General features: G+C 36.8%; 17 protein-coding genes. 7 read left to right on the forward strand and 10 right to left on the reverse strand.

Features of this window, described 5'->3' with window-relative positions:
• Nucleotides 1–121: 121 nt before the first annotated feature.
• On the forward strand, nt 122–1,273 hold the full coding sequence (yfkAB, locus tag ACSBRB_RS08830) for a radical SAM/CxCxxxxC motif protein YfkAB (RefSeq protein ID WP_435032474.1): 1,152 nt from the start codon (nt 122–124) through the stop codon (nt 1,271–1,273).
• Nucleotides 1,274–1,351: 78 nt separating this feature from the next.
• On the opposite strand, the gene ACSBRB_RS08835 is transcribed toward yfkAB, so the two are convergent.
• From ACSBRB_RS08835 to ACSBRB_RS08845, 3 genes are read right to left on the reverse strand one after another with little or no spacing between them, the layout of a single operon-like run.
• The gene (locus tag ACSBRB_RS08835) at nt 1,352–1,873 is read right to left on the reverse strand and encodes an acyl-CoA thioesterase (protein WP_435032475.1); all 522 of its coding nucleotides are present in this window, start codon (nt 1,871–1,873) and stop codon (nt 1,352–1,354) included.
• Between the two features lie 35 nt (nt 1,874–1,908).
• Nucleotides 1,909–3,147, reverse strand: a complete 1,239-nt coding sequence (locus ACSBRB_RS08840) for an aminopeptidase (protein WP_435032476.1) — start codon at nt 3,145–3,147, stop codon at nt 1,909–1,911.
• Nucleotides 3,148–3,158: 11 nt separating this feature from the next.
• On the reverse strand, nt 3,159–3,362 hold the full coding sequence (locus ACSBRB_RS08845) for a DUF1128 domain-containing protein (protein WP_435032477.1): 204 nt from the start codon (nt 3,360–3,362) through the stop codon (nt 3,159–3,161).
• Nucleotides 3,363–3,492: 130 nt separating this feature from the next.
• Between ACSBRB_RS08845 and ACSBRB_RS08850 the strand changes: the two genes are divergently transcribed.
• The 4 genes from ACSBRB_RS08850 to ACSBRB_RS08865 all read left to right on the forward strand — a co-directional run bounded on the left by ACSBRB_RS08850 (nt 3,493) and on the right by ACSBRB_RS08865 (nt 6,435).
• Nucleotides 3,493–3,957 (forward strand): low molecular weight protein-tyrosine-phosphatase, encoded by a 465-nt coding sequence (locus ACSBRB_RS08850; RefSeq protein ID WP_435032478.1) that lies wholly within the window; start codon nt 3,493–3,495, stop codon nt 3,955–3,957.
• Between the two features lie 5 nt (nt 3,958–3,962).
• Nucleotides 3,963–4,247, forward strand: a complete 285-nt coding sequence (locus ACSBRB_RS08855; protein WP_107392399.1) for a YtxH domain-containing protein — start codon at nt 3,963–3,965, stop codon at nt 4,245–4,247.
• Nucleotides 4,248–4,569: 322 nt separating this feature from the next.
• The gene (locus tag ACSBRB_RS08860) at nt 4,570–5,742 is read left to right on the forward strand and encodes a YihY/virulence factor BrkB family protein (protein ID WP_435032479.1); all 1,173 of its coding nucleotides are present in this window, start codon (nt 4,570–4,572) and stop codon (nt 5,740–5,742) included.
• A 114-nt stretch (nt 5,743–5,856) separates the two neighbouring features.
• A complete protein-coding gene (locus ACSBRB_RS08865; protein WP_435032480.1) occupies nt 5,857–6,435 on the forward strand; it encodes a beta-class carbonic anhydrase in 579 nt (192 codons plus the stop codon).
• A gap of 80 nt (nt 6,436–6,515) precedes the next feature.
• On the opposite strand, the gene vraR is transcribed toward ACSBRB_RS08865, so the two are convergent.
• The 5 genes from vraR to map all read right to left on the reverse strand — a co-directional run bounded on the left by vraR (nt 6,516) and on the right by map (nt 10,196).
• Nucleotides 6,516–7,145, reverse strand: coding sequence for a response regulator transcription factor VraR (gene vraR / locus ACSBRB_RS08870; RefSeq protein ID WP_435032481.1), 630 nt, complete (start codon nt 7,143–7,145; stop codon nt 6,516–6,518).
• Nucleotides 7,135–8,181 carry a sensor histidine kinase VraS gene (vraS, locus tag ACSBRB_RS08875; protein ID WP_435032482.1) on the reverse strand — a complete coding sequence of 349 codons (1,047 nt, stop codon included), beginning with the start codon at nt 8,179–8,181 and terminating at the stop codon, nt 7,135–7,137. Before vraS ends, vraR begins: the two co-directional genes overlap by 11 nt.
• The gene (gene vraT, locus ACSBRB_RS08880) at nt 8,178–8,879 is read right to left on the reverse strand and encodes a cell wall-active antibiotics response protein VraT (protein WP_435032483.1); all 702 of its coding nucleotides are present in this window, start codon (nt 8,877–8,879) and stop codon (nt 8,178–8,180) included. The genes vraS and vraT overlap by 4 nt, the downstream gene beginning before the upstream one ends.
• 17 nt (nt 8,880–8,896) lie before the next feature.
• Nucleotides 8,897–9,283, reverse strand: a complete 387-nt coding sequence (locus ACSBRB_RS08885) for a hypothetical protein (RefSeq protein WP_435032484.1) — start codon at nt 9,281–9,283, stop codon at nt 8,897–8,899.
• A 157-nt stretch (nt 9,284–9,440) separates the two neighbouring features.
• The gene (map, locus tag ACSBRB_RS08890) at nt 9,441–10,196 is read right to left on the reverse strand and encodes a type I methionyl aminopeptidase (RefSeq protein WP_107392394.1); all 756 of its coding nucleotides are present in this window, start codon (nt 10,194–10,196) and stop codon (nt 9,441–9,443) included.
• 241 nt (nt 10,197–10,437) lie between these two features.
• Here map and ACSBRB_RS08895 point away from each other — a divergent pair, with 241 nt between their 5' ends.
• Nucleotides 10,438–11,424, forward strand: coding sequence for an FUSC family protein (locus ACSBRB_RS08895; protein ID WP_435032485.1), 987 nt, complete (start codon nt 10,438–10,440; stop codon nt 11,422–11,424).
• Nucleotides 11,425–11,501: 77 nt separating this feature from the next.
• Here ACSBRB_RS08895 and gatD read toward each other — a convergent pair whose 3' ends face one another.
• Both gatD and murT read right to left on the reverse strand, forming a co-directional pair.
• Nucleotides 11,502–12,218 (reverse strand): lipid II isoglutaminyl synthase subunit GatD, encoded by a 717-nt coding sequence (gene gatD, locus ACSBRB_RS08900; protein ID WP_435032486.1) that lies wholly within the window; start codon nt 12,216–12,218, stop codon nt 11,502–11,504.
• A complete protein-coding gene (gene murT, locus ACSBRB_RS08905) occupies nt 12,215–13,531 on the reverse strand; it encodes a lipid II isoglutaminyl synthase subunit MurT (RefSeq protein ID WP_435032487.1) in 1,317 nt (438 codons plus the stop codon). Before murT ends, gatD begins: the two co-directional genes overlap by 4 nt.
• 171 nt (nt 13,532–13,702) lie before the next feature.
• Here murT and ACSBRB_RS08910 point away from each other — a divergent pair, with 171 nt between their 5' ends.
• A complete protein-coding gene (locus tag ACSBRB_RS08910; protein ID WP_435032488.1) occupies nt 13,703–14,200 on the forward strand; it encodes a ferritin in 498 nt (165 codons plus the stop codon).
• Nucleotides 14,201–14,314: the final 114 nt, after the last annotated feature.

Below are 14,314 nucleotides of genomic sequence, written 5' to 3' on the forward strand. Positions count from 1 at the left end.
CGAAATCAAACATTATTCAAGATATTAAAATGTGTGTGAACAGGATCTTAAAAGTTCCTATCAGAGCAGTTCACATGCTATATTTGACTTTATGAATCATTTTAGAAAGAAGGCGTTTGGTATGCCAACTCAATCGATACCGACAAAAAAGCCCATCAGCATCAACAATGATCCATGGGAAGCGTACAACGATGTTGAGCAATACGGTGATTTAACACTGAGTAATATTGAATTTACGACAACGAACTTATGTAATATGCGTTGTAGTCACTGTGCTGTCGGTTATACATTACAAACGAAAGATCCAGAATCTTTACCGATGGATTTGATTTATCGTCGCTTAGATGAAATCCCTACATTAAAAACGATTTCAATAACAGGTGGCGAACCGATGTTTTCCAAAAAATCGATTAAACATGTCGTGAAGCCATTACTTAAATATGCGTATCATCGTGGTATCTATGTGCAGATGAATTCAAACTTAACACTACCGCAAGATCGCTATTTAGATATTGCGGAGTACATCGATGTTATGCATATTTCACATAACTGGGGTACCATTGATGAGTTTACTTCAGTCGGTTTTGGCGCGATGGAAAAACAACCTCCACTTAAAGCGAAACTCAAACTATATGAACAAATGATCGATAACGCAAGCACTTTATCTGATCAAGGTATGTTTGTCTCTGCAGAAACAATGTTGAATCAAAGTACATTGCCCCACCTAGAAAAAATACATAATGAAGTCGTACATGATATGAAATGCCGCAGACATGAAATTCATCCGATGTATCCAGCCGATTTCGCAAGTTCACTCAACGTGTTACCACTTAAAGAGATGAAACAAGCCATTCATTACTTACTCGACATTCGTGACTCAGAAACGTGGATGTTGTTCGGTACGCTACCCATCTATCCTTGTATCAATGATCCACAAGATCAAGCGTTACTCAATCGCTTACGTCAAACCGAAAATGTCACAATGCGTAACGATCCAGATGGTCGGAACCGTCTCAATGTCAATATGTTTACGGGTAACGTGATTGTCACAGACTTTGGTGATGAAAATGGTACTATTTCTAATATCAAAACCGATCGTTTAACTGACGTGTTCGAACAATGGCTAGCAACCCCTCTTGCTCAAGCACTCAACTGTCACTGTTCTAAATTTAATTGTTTAGGGCCTAACGTGTTGGTAAAAAATATGTACTATCCCAATACAGATTTCAGAGAAAAAGAACGTGAGATGCATCTCATGTACAACATGGACTAATGTGGAAGCTAGTCATCATCTAAAATAGTAAAAAGCGCTTATTGAGATCAACATCCTCAATAAGCGCTTTCTTTGTTATTATTTGATATTTAATTGATTGGATAGAAATTCAACGGTTTCTTGGCTTTCTTTTCTGCGTTCTTTACGTCTTTTCACACGTTTTTCTGCAGTTTCGTGGAACCATTTTTCTGTATCCGATTCTGGGTAAACTTTTGGAACTTCAACTGTATTGCCATCATCATCGATTGCTACAAAAGTTAAAAAACTTAATGCAGCAAGTTGTCTTTCATTGTTTAGAGGATCCTCAATAATGATTTGAACACCAATTTCCATAGACGATGTTCCTACGTAGGTTACTTTTGCTTCAAAGACGATGATATCGCCCGTCTTAATCGGTTTCAAAAAGTCTACAGAGTCCATTGAAGCTGTAACCACTTTGGAATTGGCATGTTTCATAGCACTGATTGCTGATATTTCATCAATATTTGACATCAATACGCCTCCAAATAGCGTATGATGATGATTGGTGTCAGTCGGAAAAATTTGTTTCACTTTTTCACATCTAGACTCTGACATCGCTTTACTTCTACGAGTTCCCATCCTTTTTACCTCACTTCATAGATACTTAAGTTAAACTAATCTGCCCAATTACCATTTTCGAAAACAAGTTCTTGTTGACCATCTTGAGTAATGCCATAAATTGTAAGATCTGCACTACCGATCATGAAATCTTCATGAACTAATGAATCGTTTAAGCCGCTTGCTACTTTTTCTTCAGTCGTCATTTCTGTACCGCCTTCTATGTTAAATCCATAAGCAGAGCCTAACGCGATATGGCAAGACGCATTTTCATCGAATAACGTATTGTAGAAAATGGTATTTCGATTTGAAATGGGTGAATCATCTGGAACTAAAGCGACTTCACCTAAACGGCGAGAACCTTCATCCGTGTTTAATAAATCTTTTAACACGGCTTCACCTTTCTCTGCTTTAAAGTCCACGACTTCTCCATCTTTAAATGTTAATGTAAAGCCGTCAATGATGTTACCGTTATAACTTAATGGTAATGTGTTTGATACATAGCCATTTACTTGATTGCGATCAGGCGCCGTGAATACTTCTTCAGTCGGGATATTTGCAACAAAGGCTTGTCCTTCACTTGAGTAGCTTGTTGCATCTTCCCATAAATGACCTTTAGGTAAACCAATTGTGAGGTCTGTACCTTTAGAAACATAGTGTAATGCTTTGTAATTTTTCTCTTGTAACTGTTTAGCACGAACGCTCAAGTTTTTTACGTGTTTTTCCCAATTTTCTACAGGATCATTACCATCGACGCGTGCAATGTCCAACACTTCATCTATGAATCGGTTTAATGCTTCATCTGGACCTAAATCAGGATAAACACGTTGTGCCCATTCTTTTGAAGGGTACGCGGCAACACACCATGGGAATTCGTTGTTTTGCATCATGGTCATAAATGTTTTATGAGCTTTACTGTATTCAGTTTGGAATGCGTTTAACTTAGCTGAGTCAATACCGTTTAATAAATCAGGATCCTCAGATAATATCGCTAAGTTTGCTGCGTTGCGTTTCGCATAGTCTAATCTTTTATCTACGTCGTATGTATTGACTGCGCGATTGCGTAAAAAGTCTTCAGATTCATATTCGTATCTTAAACGTGCTAAACGATCATCGCTAAATTCAACAGCGACATCGGATGCACCTCGACGATAAGCCGCTTCTGCTACATAACGTGTAAGCTCAATCGCATTGACATTAGATCGAATAAACACTGGTTGCCCTTCTTGCACATTCATACCTACTTCAACAAGTAAACGTGCATATTGTTGTAATTTGTCTTGAAATTCACTCATACTAACACCCCTTAATCTCTTAATTGTCCTAGCTCATTGGCAATGGCTGTGACTTCACTCGGCGTAAAAGACTGCTTTGACATAACAAATTGATAGATCGTTTCGATATCTTCATGGTTTGCTTCTGTAAATTTATCAGGATCAATCAAACCTTGATTGACTACGTTCAATTGCGATCTGATTTCCGTTATCATCTCTTTATTCGTTAATGCCATTCGTTTCACTCCTTTGTCAGTTTATTCTATCAAACATTACCCTATTATAAAACTTTTGTTGAATTTATCCTTTAGAAATGTTGAAAAAACATATAAAATAGTCGTAATAAGAAAATTGGGAGGTTAAAAAATGGTAACAGTCGCTTTTGTCTGTCTAGGTAATATTTGTCGATCTCCAATGGCTGAAGCAATCATGAGACAGCGCTTGAAAGACCGCAACGTTCAAGGTGTCGTTGTTAAATCACGTGGTACTGGCAGATGGAACTTAGGCGAAACGCCTCACGAAGGGACGCAAGATATTTTAAAACAACACGATATTCCATTTGACGGCATCATCAGTGAGTTATTCCAGCCAGGTGATGACTTTGATTATATCATTGCCATGGATCAAAGCAACGTAGACAATATCCGTCGTATTAATCCTAATATTCAAGGACAATTGTTTAAATTGCTAGAATTTAGTAACATGGAAGAAAGTGATGTGCCAGACCCTTACTATACAAATAATTTTGAAGGTGTTTATAAAATGGTACAATCATCATGTGATAATTTAATTGACTACATCGTCAAAGATGCAAATTTAAGAGAGGGGTAATCAACATGCAAAACAAATTAGTTCCTGGTATTTTACTTGGTGCTGCAGTTGGTGGCTTAATCACATTAGCTGACAAATCTACACGCCAATCTTTAAAACAAACCTTTACAGATATTAAAGAAGGTAACCGTTCTAATAAACCTTCTAAATTTAATGATATTAAAGACGAAGTCCTCTACTGGAAAGATGCGATCGAAGAAATAAGACGCAACAATCCACAATTAGAACAATCTTTAAAAGATGCTAAAGCAACGTTCATCGATCGTAAAAACAATCGTTTAAATCATTAATCCTTCTTAAAGGGACACAGTTTAATCTAAAAACCGCTTGAAATGTGACTTGATTCAAGCGGCTTTTTTATGTCTATGTCCTGATATAGCAGCTAACTTTCAAGGTCATATATCCACTAAGTTAGCTTGCGCAGTAACGATACATCGGGAATTCAATCACTTTCTATGTATAAATAGGCTGCTGGATTGTTTTATTTTACGTAAAAAGCGGTATAAGACCATAAGTATGTTACGAGTTTACCGTAACGTGTTTACCTTGGTTAGATTTTACAGTATATTTAAAAATGTACTAACATTTTATCGGTATGTAAGGAGTTTTATGATGTCGAAAAACAAGCATTCAAATTCTAATTTTCTTAACGAAATGAAGGATAAGCAAGAAAACAACACAGATAAACATATTGAGAAAGATCGTACATACATTCAACCTACCAAGTTCCAATCAAAGGAACCTAAGAAGGATGATCAGGCATTTTTCGTATCTCGTATTAATAAACCCGCAAAATATACGAAAAATCCTAACTTCTTTTCTTACTTAATTTACCGTATCAGTAAAGATGACGCTTCAGGGATGGCGGCACAACTGTCTTACTACTTCATGTTGTCGCTCTTCCCAATGTTGATCTTCTTACTATCTATCGTGCCTATGTTAGGGGCAGATCCGCACGATATTAGTGATATGATTATTGAACACGTACCTCAAGAGTACAGCGAACAAGTCCAAGGTGTCATCGAAGAAATCTTTAACGCCTCCAGTGGTGGTACATTATCAATCGGTTTAATTGTGGCGTTATGGTCCGCTTCAAACGGGATGACAGCGATTATGAACGCCTTTAACGTTGCTTACGATGTTGAGGATAAACGTAATTTTGTCGTTTCCAAATTGTCTAGTGTGCTCTTCACACTTGCAATGGTAATTGTTTTACCGATTGCACTCATCTTACCTACATTTGGCGGTGTGATTGGTGACTTTATCTTTGGACCGCTCGGCTTAGGTGATGAAGTAAAATGGCTATTCAACCTCATTAGAGTTATCTTGCCATTCCTTATCGTATTCGTGTCCTTCATTGTGCTATACACATTAGCACCTAATGTAAAAATTAAAATTATGTCTGTATTACCTGGTGCTGCCTTTTCAACCGTATTATTCTTAGTCGGTGCATTCTTATTTAGTTTCTACATTTCTAACTTTGCAAACTACAATAAAACGTATGGTAGCCTAGCTGGTATCATCATCCTCATGTTATGGCTTTACATCACTGGTTTCATCCTCATCATCGGTGCTGAAATCAACGCTATTTTACATCAACGTAAAATTGTCAGAGGCCGTACACCTGAGGAACAAGAATTCCACGAATTAGAACAAGAAGAAGCAAACGCTGAAGAAGAAAATCACGATGAAAATGCCGATGAGGATAACAACGATACAGCATCTACAGTAAACGCGGACACATCATCGACTAACGCTTCATCGGATCAACAACATCAAAATTAATTGACGTCATAATAAAGATGTCACTTTCATGAGGAGTAAGAGCGAAATCTAATTGGATACAAAGATTTCACCGTCTTACTCCTTTTTATATGAAACAATATAGGAGTGAAACAGATGTCATTATTAGAAAATATCTTAGATTTTAATCGCACGTTTGTCGAAGAACATATGTATGAACAATACGAGACGAGTAAACGCCCGGATAAAAAAGCAGTGCTCTTCACTTGTATGGATACACGTTTACAAGAACTCGCGACAAAAGCACTCGGATTTAACAATGGTGATTTAAAAATCGTAAAAAATGCAGGGGCGACCATTACCCACCCTTATGGTTCAACGATGCGTAGTTTGCTCATCGCCATTTATGCTTTAGGCGCAGAAGAGATTATTATTATGGGACATCGGGATTGTGGTATGGGTCAACTGAATGTCGATGAAGTGTTAGAACGTATGTCACAAAGAGGTGTCGATGATCATACACTTTCAATCCTATCTCATTCAGGATTAGATATTCGTAAATTCTTACAAGGCTTCACTGATGTATATGAAAATGTAAAAAACAACGTTGATCAAGTGATTAATCATCCATTATTTGATCAATCCGTACCCGTTCATGGTCTTATTATCGATCCACGTACGGGTGAACTCGAACTCGTTCATGATGGATACAAATACGCAGCTTCTCAAAATTAAAACAATACAAAAAGAGTAGGTTTAAACATCTCATCCACTTAATCAGATGTTGCACCTACTCTTTTTTATATTATCATTATTTAATTAATCAAATTGTGTTGGAACGCATAGATGACGGCTTGTGTACGGTCTTGTACTTCGAGCTTACTTAAAATATTGCTCACGTGCGTTTTAACCGTCTTAATCGTAATATGAGAAGCACTCGCAATTTCTTGGTTAGAGTAACCTTTTGCAATCAACAGTAGTATTTCCATTTCACGTTCGGTCAGCATTTCATATAATTCCGCACGTTGCTTCATACGGTTACGCATTTTAACTAACACTTCAGGTTCAAATACCGCTTCACCTTGATCAGTTTTACGAATCGCATCCGCAATACCGCTCGCACTTGTCGTTTTCAAAATATAGCTATCTACGCCTGCATCTAACGCACGATAAACTTCATTATCTTCAATATAGCTTGTCAGCATGACGACTTTAATGTGCGGCAAGTCCTTTTTAATTTGTGTTGTCGCTTCTACCCCGTCCATGTCTTCCATCACAAGGTCCATCAATATCAAATCGGGGTTGAGGTCATGTGCTTTAGCTATCGCATCCTTGCCTGATTCACCTTCTCCCACGACTGCAATATCTGTTTGGGTAGATAAGTAGCTCGATATACCGATTCGAACCATCTCGTGATCGTCCACAAACAATACTTTAATTGGCATCCGTCTCATCCTCCTTATTCAATGGCGCTTTCACTTCTATTCTTGTACCCGAGTCAGGTAATGAAACGATATGAAATGTCGCACCAATTTCTAATGCACGTTCTCTCATATTTTTTAAGCCGTAACTTTGTTTTACTTTTTCATCTACATTAAAGCCTTTCCCATCATCTTGGATACGTAATAAAAAATAATCGACTTTATTAAACAATTCGACCGTCACTTTTGTACCCTCTGAATGGCGTAATGTATTCGAAATGGCTTCTTGTGTAATTCGGAACAGATGGTCTTCTATTCCTTTAGGTACTTCAAAATCTTCAATTTCGTGTGCGACCTTCATCGGCACTTTACGCTGTAAATCTGTAACTAAATCTTTAATACCTTCACCGAGAGATTTATCTTTTAATCCTAGCGGTCTCAAGTGTAATAATAGCGCACGCATTTCGAGTTGTGAATCTTGAACCATTTTTTCAAGAGTTGGAATTTGTTGATCCAAAGGCGGTTCAAGTTTCGTTTCTTTAATTGCAGAGAGCATCATACTCGCCGCGAAAAGCTGTTGACTCACTGAATCATGGAGCTCTCTCGCTAAACGTTGACGTTCATCTTCAATGATTTTTTTTACTTTAACATCATTCATGTTGTACGATTCATTGGTCATATTTTGTGTTTTCATGCGGAGCCGATGTAGCTCTTGGTTAAGTGGTACCAATGTTTGGTACAAAGCAATCGTTTCGTTATAAAGTTCGATATTTTGATCATTGATTCCAACTGTTTCCCCTTCGATTGCGTGTTCAATTTGCGTTTGCAACCAATGATTTTGTTCATTTATTTTATAAGCTAGGATCGAACCGACAATGATACACAACAAGATGATAATCAAATTAAGAAATAAGATGACAGGTATTCCTAAGATTTGTGTGTAAAACATGCCTTGAAAATAAATAATATTAACAAAGAAGCGATCAATGAACAAAAACGTGATCAACACACTATAGACCAGTATCAACATTGAGCCAATGGTTCTGATATAGTGGTTCATCTATAAACCACCTCAACATCCCCAATTAATGTTGAAACGTAAATATTGACGGCGTAATTATCTTTTTTTGTTTCTTCAAGCACTTGTATGTGATTATTTTCAACGCGATACGTCTTATCATTAATGAATACTTTGCCGAACAATGCTGCAAAATGTAAGTTTACGTTATAATTAAACGGAACGAAAATTTGTATTTTTCCGATGAGATGACGTACCACAATCGTATTATTTTCTTTGATATTTGCTGCTTTCGTCATATCAAGATGCACTTCACCGATTGCGTGTTGAATCTGTACATCTTCCCATTTATAAACGTAGACTGGTGTACGTTGCTCACCTAACCACTTCTGCTTGATGAATTGAGGTGAGGTCACAGGTTCTTCAGTCGCGTTGACTTTAAGTGGCTTAAACTTATAAAATAAATATCTCACAATCACTACGAGTAAGAATAAAAATAAGATAATAATCGTATACTTATTCGATAGCAAGGTGAAAGCAATGAGTAGCATACCAATCCAGAACGCTAATAATCCTCTAATCTTATGAAAATATAAGTATCCGATATAGGTAAGAATGCACCCTAGTAGTAAGACGAGTAAAAAGCCAATTTTCTCAAAAAAGATGTAATAAAAATTGGCAATAATCATGAGCGCAGTAAAAATAATCAACATTTCTGTTGATATATATTTGTGAGTCATTGTTCGCCACCTTTCTATTAAGCGACTAAATAGATTTGTTCCATTAAATCACACTCAGTTTCGGCAGTCGCTTTCTCTTTCGTTTGTTGTGATATCGTTGCATCAATACGTGCAACATCCGCTTCCATTTGATTGAGCTTCTGTTTAATATCATTAATTTCAAGATTTTCTACTTCTTGCGCAAAATTAATCTTCATCGTTTCAATGAATTCAACATATTTATTTTCTAATGTAACGGTGAGCCTGTCAATCATCTCGTTAACGTGCTGTTTTTTTAAATTCAAATAGTTTATGTATTTTTCAATACTACTTAATTTGATATCTAAGTATTGACGATAATCTTGAATGCTCATATTTAATAAGTTTTTAGTCATTTTATTTAAGTATTTCACTAAAAAGTTCATAGAACCACCTCATTGTTGATTGGTTCCATTATAAAATGGTTCCGAAGCCAACAGAATAGGCTCCGGAACGATTTTAGTTTCCTACTTTAGACTTAGGCACGTTTTATGAATGATATACTTAAGTCGTTCGCTATTCACATGTGTTGCTAGGCCCATATTATGAGTCGATTTTAGTTGTAAGCACTGGTCCATCTTTCGTTACGATGACCGTGTGTTCGATTTGAGCAACATAGCTTTTATCTTGGGTTTCAAATGCCCATTCGTTCTTACCTTCTGTGACAAATGTCGCATTAGATGAAATGAATGGTTCAACCGCAATGACAGTACCTTCTTTAAGTAACGTTTTGTCTTTCGCATCAAAATAGTTAAGTACGTGGCTTGGTGCTTCATGTAATGATTTACCTACACCATGACCCGTTAAGTTTTTAATCACTTTGACATCATTACGGCGAGCAGTCGCATGTACGGCTTTACCAATTTGGCTTAATTTAGTACCCGCTTTCACTTTTTTCATCGCTGCTTCAAATGCTTCATTAGCGACATCGCAAACTTTTTGTTTCATTGGTTCATCTGTTTCACCTACAACGAAAGAGACACCTGTATCTGCATAGTAGCCATTTTTCAATGCTGAAACGTCGATATTAACTAAGTCGCCTTCGCGGATTTTACGTTTCCCTGGGATACCGTGTGCCACTTCTTCATTGACACTAATACATGTTTGACCAGGGAAATTTTCATCATGAATCGGTGCTGATGTGGCGCCATGTTCTTCAAACATACGTTTTGCGATATCATCTAATTCTTTTGTCGTGATACCTGGTTCAGTTGCTTTACGCATTTCATCACGAATGAGTGCGCATATATATCCAATTTCTTTTAATGCTTGTAGTTCTTCTTCTGTTTTAACAATCATTTTATCCCGTTCCTTTTTAAGTTTGTAATACACTTACGTATTATATCAAAAATTGCGTCATCCTTTTATAGTAAAGGTTCATTCTAGCTCGCTAAATTTGTCTATACCCTTTCAATCAGCGCTTTAAATAAAATGATTTTGTGCTAAAATAAATAAACAAAACGAGCGCATATTTTTAACAGAAAAATCAATATATGCATATGAACTTTTAATCTTAGATCAGCACGCAGGAGCTATGAAAATGGATAATAAATGGTACAAAAATATCATAGGTGCACGGACATTAAAAACGGGGTTAGCCACCTTATTAACCGCATTCTTTTGCTTATCACTAAATTTAAACCCTATATTTGCGATCTTAACGGCTATCGTCACAATTGAACCTACCGCTAAAGCGTCTCTCAAAAAAGGATATCAACGCTTGCCTGCAACGATCATCGGTTCGCTACTCGCAGTGATCTTCACTTATATTTTCGGTGACGATTCACCGCTTTCATATGCCTTGAGTGCCACCTTTACGATATTGTTATGTACCAAACTCAATCTACAAGCAGGTACGACAGTAGCTACACTGACTGCTATGGCTATGATTCCAGGTATCCATGAAGCTTATGTGTTTAATTTCCTTTCTCGCTTACTCACAGCGATTATCGGTCTCGTGACTGCAGGTTTGGTCAATTTCATCGTTTTACCACCGAAATATTATGATCAAGTGAATAAGTTGACCCAACAAACCGAAGAAAATCTATATCAACTTTACAATATGCGTATGCAACAACTTATTTTCGGCCAATTTCGTTCAGAAAAAGCCAATAAACGGTTGGAATCCTTGCAACTATTAAATAATAAAGTCGATACACTGTTGTCCTATCAGAAAGATGAATTAAACTATCATAAATCACGTGATAATGAATGGATTCAATTACGTCAACTTTCGACACGCGCACATACGAATCGGTTACTTATCGCACATTTATCTAACATTATTTATCTACCGAGAGATACACAAATTCAGTTTACTTCAGAGGAAAAAGTAGCGATTTTGAAAATTTCTAATCGCATCAATGAAATCATTTCTACCGGACACTTCGAACGTGAACGACAAGCCGCTTCTGTACTCAAACGCTCGGTGAAAGGGTTAGATGAATTCGATGACAACCAGCTTAAAAGCCACGTCATTTATGAAATACTGTTGATTTACCGTATTCTAGATTCTCGTTATGCATAAGACACACATTTTCATAAACTTCTATACAAAAAAGCCAGCTTTACCTCAACTTTAGGTAAAACTGGCTTTCTATTTTATCATTTACTTACGCGGTCTACGATCACTTTTTTAGCCGCTTCTTCCTCTGTATTATCTAGCTCTAGGGGCTCAAATGGAATCCCTTTTCTTTCACAAGCTGCTTTCAATAGATAATCCGTTAATTCATGGTTTTTCGGTAAAATAGGTCCATGAAGATACGTACCTAATAAGTTTTTATAATGGATACCTTCTTTCGCATCATGGTCATTATTCCCGTACCCATGCGTCACATGACCTAACGTATCAAAGTTGTGATAGGTTCTACCGCCGTGATTTTCAAAACCAACAATCGTACCAAATGTATCACTTTCGATCACGATATCCCCTGTTAAACGATCGGTTTGAGATTCTGTATAAAAATCTAAAATACCAAGACCTTCTAATTCAGTGCCATCCGGTGTGATATATTTCGTACCTAAGAATTGATAACCACCACAAACGGTCAATCCTGGTAAGCCGTCTTCAATTGCTGCTTTTAACGGAACTTTGATTTTCTCTAATTCTTTTGTGGCAAGGCTTTGTTCTCTATCACTACCGCCACCGATAAAGAAGATATCGCAACCTTCAAAATCAACTCCGTCAGTTTCATTAATATCGACGACATTCAAATGAATGTTACGTTTTTTGGCACGTTGTTTTAACGCCATAATGTTACCTATATCACTATATAAGTTTAATTTATCTGGCATAAAATGGTAGACAGTTAATTCGTTCATGCGTCTTTAACCTCCTCAAAAGAGCGGTTCAATTGTTCTAACATCGGTGAAAGTGATGTGTAATTAGGGATGGCTACAGTATAGCCAGTATAATCCATCGTCTTCGCTGTCGCTTTATAGATATCCTTTTCGACAATAATCGGTACTTCGACCTCAGCGAGTTTAAGGCGTAACTGTAATTCTTCAGCACGTGTCCCTGTTACGATAATTGCAGAGATATCTTGACGAGAGAGTTTTTCAAAATCTGCATCATAAATCCATGATGTGTCTCGACCATCCGCTGCATTATCGTTTAAACTCATGACGTAGACTTTACTACCTTCGATTTGCTCACCGACTGATAAGCTCGCATTCATACCTGCTGGGTTCTTAGCTAGGTTAATCATCGCTTCTTTTGCACCTTTATTGAAATACTGCATACGTCCGTTATCTGCAGTATACGTTTCAAATCCTTTACGTATAGAGTCATCATTAAGACCCAGTTCACGTAACACGGTATAGGCCGCGATTGCATTATAAGCGTTAAAGTCCCCCGCAATCTTCATATCAAATACTGTTTCATCAACGTCTAATTGTAAGAATGGGGATAAATCAAATCGGTTCACTTCGTATTTGGGTTGTTCACGTTTGAAACCACATTGGCAGTGATAGTGACCAAGTTGATTGTAGTGTACGTAATCATATACTAATAATCTGCCGCAATTTGGACAATAACGGCTTTCATTCATCGTACTTTGCTCAAATTCGTGTGCACGTGCTTTCATACCATAGTAAACACGGTCTTCACTTGCGATTTTTAAGCGACTAACGAAAGGATCGTCAGCATTTAATAGGAGTTTGATCCCTTTATCTTTAATCGCTTCTGCAATATTATTCACCATGATATCTATCTCACCAAAACGATCCATTTGGTCTCTGAAGAAATTGGTAAAGACCATCATTGAAGGTGTCATTTCTTTTAATACACGTGGTATAGAGCCTTCATCAATTTCGATGACAGCAATTTTCGTATCTGGTTTATTCTGTAAAATAAATGCAGAAGTAATCCCTGCTGCCATGTTCGCTCCTTCATTGTTATGGATGATGGGGATTTGATTTGCTTTTAACGTATGCCCAATTAAATTAGATGTAGTGGTTTTCCCATTTGTACCACTAATAAAAACGATATCATCTACCGTCGACGCTAAATTTCTTAATATATTTTGATCCACTCTTCTAGCAACTTGACCAGGTAAATCTGTACCCTTTTTACCTACAGCTTTACTTGCTACGCGCGCCAATTTTGCTAGGTGGGTTGCAGTCCATTGTCTCACTCGTTACCCTCCTATTTAATTCACTCAATTATTATAGCATGTTCGGTCTGGAAGCAAAAACATTCTCAATTAGAAAATGTTATTTTCACCCTCAGATTATAATAATTATTATTTACTAATGAGAATAAACTATGCTATACTACAAGTAGCTTCAAAATTGGAGGGATAAAAATGTTAAACAATGAATTATTAAACGCTTTAAATGAACAAATGAACCAAGAATACTACGCAGCGCAAGCATATATGGCAATGGCTGCTTATTGCGACTATCACTCTTACAAAGGTTTCGCAAACTTTTATATCCAACAAGCAAAAGAAGAACGTTTCCACGGTAAAAAAATCTACAATTACATTGATGACCGTGGTTCTAAACCTGTATTTACAGCGCTTGACGCCCCAAAAACAGAATTTAATTCAATCTTAGAAACATTTGAAGACGGATTAGCACAAGAAGAAGACGTGACAAGCCGTTTCTACAATTTATCTGATATCGCAACTAGAGAAAAAGATTACCAAACCATCTCATTCTTAAACTGGTTCTTAGATGAACAAGTTGAAGAAGAATCAATGTTCCAAACTCATATTGATTACTTAAGACGTATTGGTGACGATTGCAACACACTTTACCTTTACGAAAAAGATCTTGGAACACGCGAATTTGAAGACTAATCTAGTTATAAAATGATATTAAAAATATACAAAAAGTAGGAGAGACATTATTACGATGTCCCTCCTACTTTTTTTGATAAAAATATAGAACGAGTCCCCGGGATCCATTTAATT

This window comes from Staphylococcus auricularis (assembly GCF_051172115.1).
Taxonomy (GTDB): domain Bacteria; phylum Bacillota; class Bacilli; order Staphylococcales; family Staphylococcaceae; genus Staphylococcus; species Staphylococcus auricularis_A.

Coding starts and splice junctions, on each gene's coding strand:
- ACSBRB_RS08860 (WP_435032479.1), top strand. CDS start 4,570: ATGTCGAAAAACAAGCATTCAAATTCTAATTTTCTTAACGAAATGAAG.
- ACSBRB_RS08910 (WP_435032488.1), top strand. CDS start 13,703: ATGTTAAACAATGAATTATTAAACGCTTTAAATGAACAAATGAACCAA.
- map (WP_107392394.1), bottom strand. CDS start 10,196: ATGATTGTTAAAACAGAAGAAGAACTACAAGCATTAAAAGAAATTGGA.
- gatD (WP_435032486.1), bottom strand. CDS start 12,218: ATGAACGAATTAACTGTCTACCATTTTATGCCAGATAAATTAAACTTA.
- ACSBRB_RS08850 (WP_435032478.1), top strand. CDS start 3,493: ATGGTAACAGTCGCTTTTGTCTGTCTAGGTAATATTTGTCGATCTCCA.
- ACSBRB_RS08855 (WP_107392399.1), top strand. CDS start 3,963: ATGCAAAACAAATTAGTTCCTGGTATTTTACTTGGTGCTGCAGTTGGT.
- ACSBRB_RS08885 (WP_435032484.1), bottom strand. CDS start 9,283: ATGAACTTTTTAGTGAAATACTTAAATAAAATGACTAAAAACTTATTA.
- ACSBRB_RS08845 (WP_435032477.1), bottom strand. CDS start 3,362: ATGGCATTAACGAATAAAGAGATGATAACGGAAATCAGATCGCAATTG.
- ACSBRB_RS08840 (WP_435032476.1), bottom strand. CDS start 3,147: ATGAGTGAATTTCAAGACAAATTACAACAATATGCACGTTTACTTGTT.
- vraT (WP_435032483.1), bottom strand. CDS start 8,879: ATGACTCACAAATATATATCAACAGAAATGTTGATTATTTTTACTGCG.
- ACSBRB_RS08895 (WP_435032485.1), top strand. CDS start 10,438: ATGGATAATAAATGGTACAAAAATATCATAGGTGCACGGACATTAAAA.
- vraS (WP_435032482.1), bottom strand. CDS start 8,181: ATGAACCACTATATCAGAACCATTGGCTCAATGTTGATACTGGTCTAT.
- yfkAB (WP_435032474.1), top strand. CDS start 122: ATGCCAACTCAATCGATACCGACAAAAAAGCCCATCAGCATCAACAAT.
- vraR (WP_435032481.1), bottom strand. CDS start 7,145: ATGCCAATTAAAGTATTGTTTGTGGACGATCACGAGATGGTTCGAATC.
- ACSBRB_RS08835 (WP_435032475.1), bottom strand. CDS start 1,873: ATGGGAACTCGTAGAAGTAAAGCGATGTCAGAGTCTAGATGTGAAAAA.
- ACSBRB_RS08865 (WP_435032480.1), top strand. CDS start 5,857: ATGTCATTATTAGAAAATATCTTAGATTTTAATCGCACGTTTGTCGAA.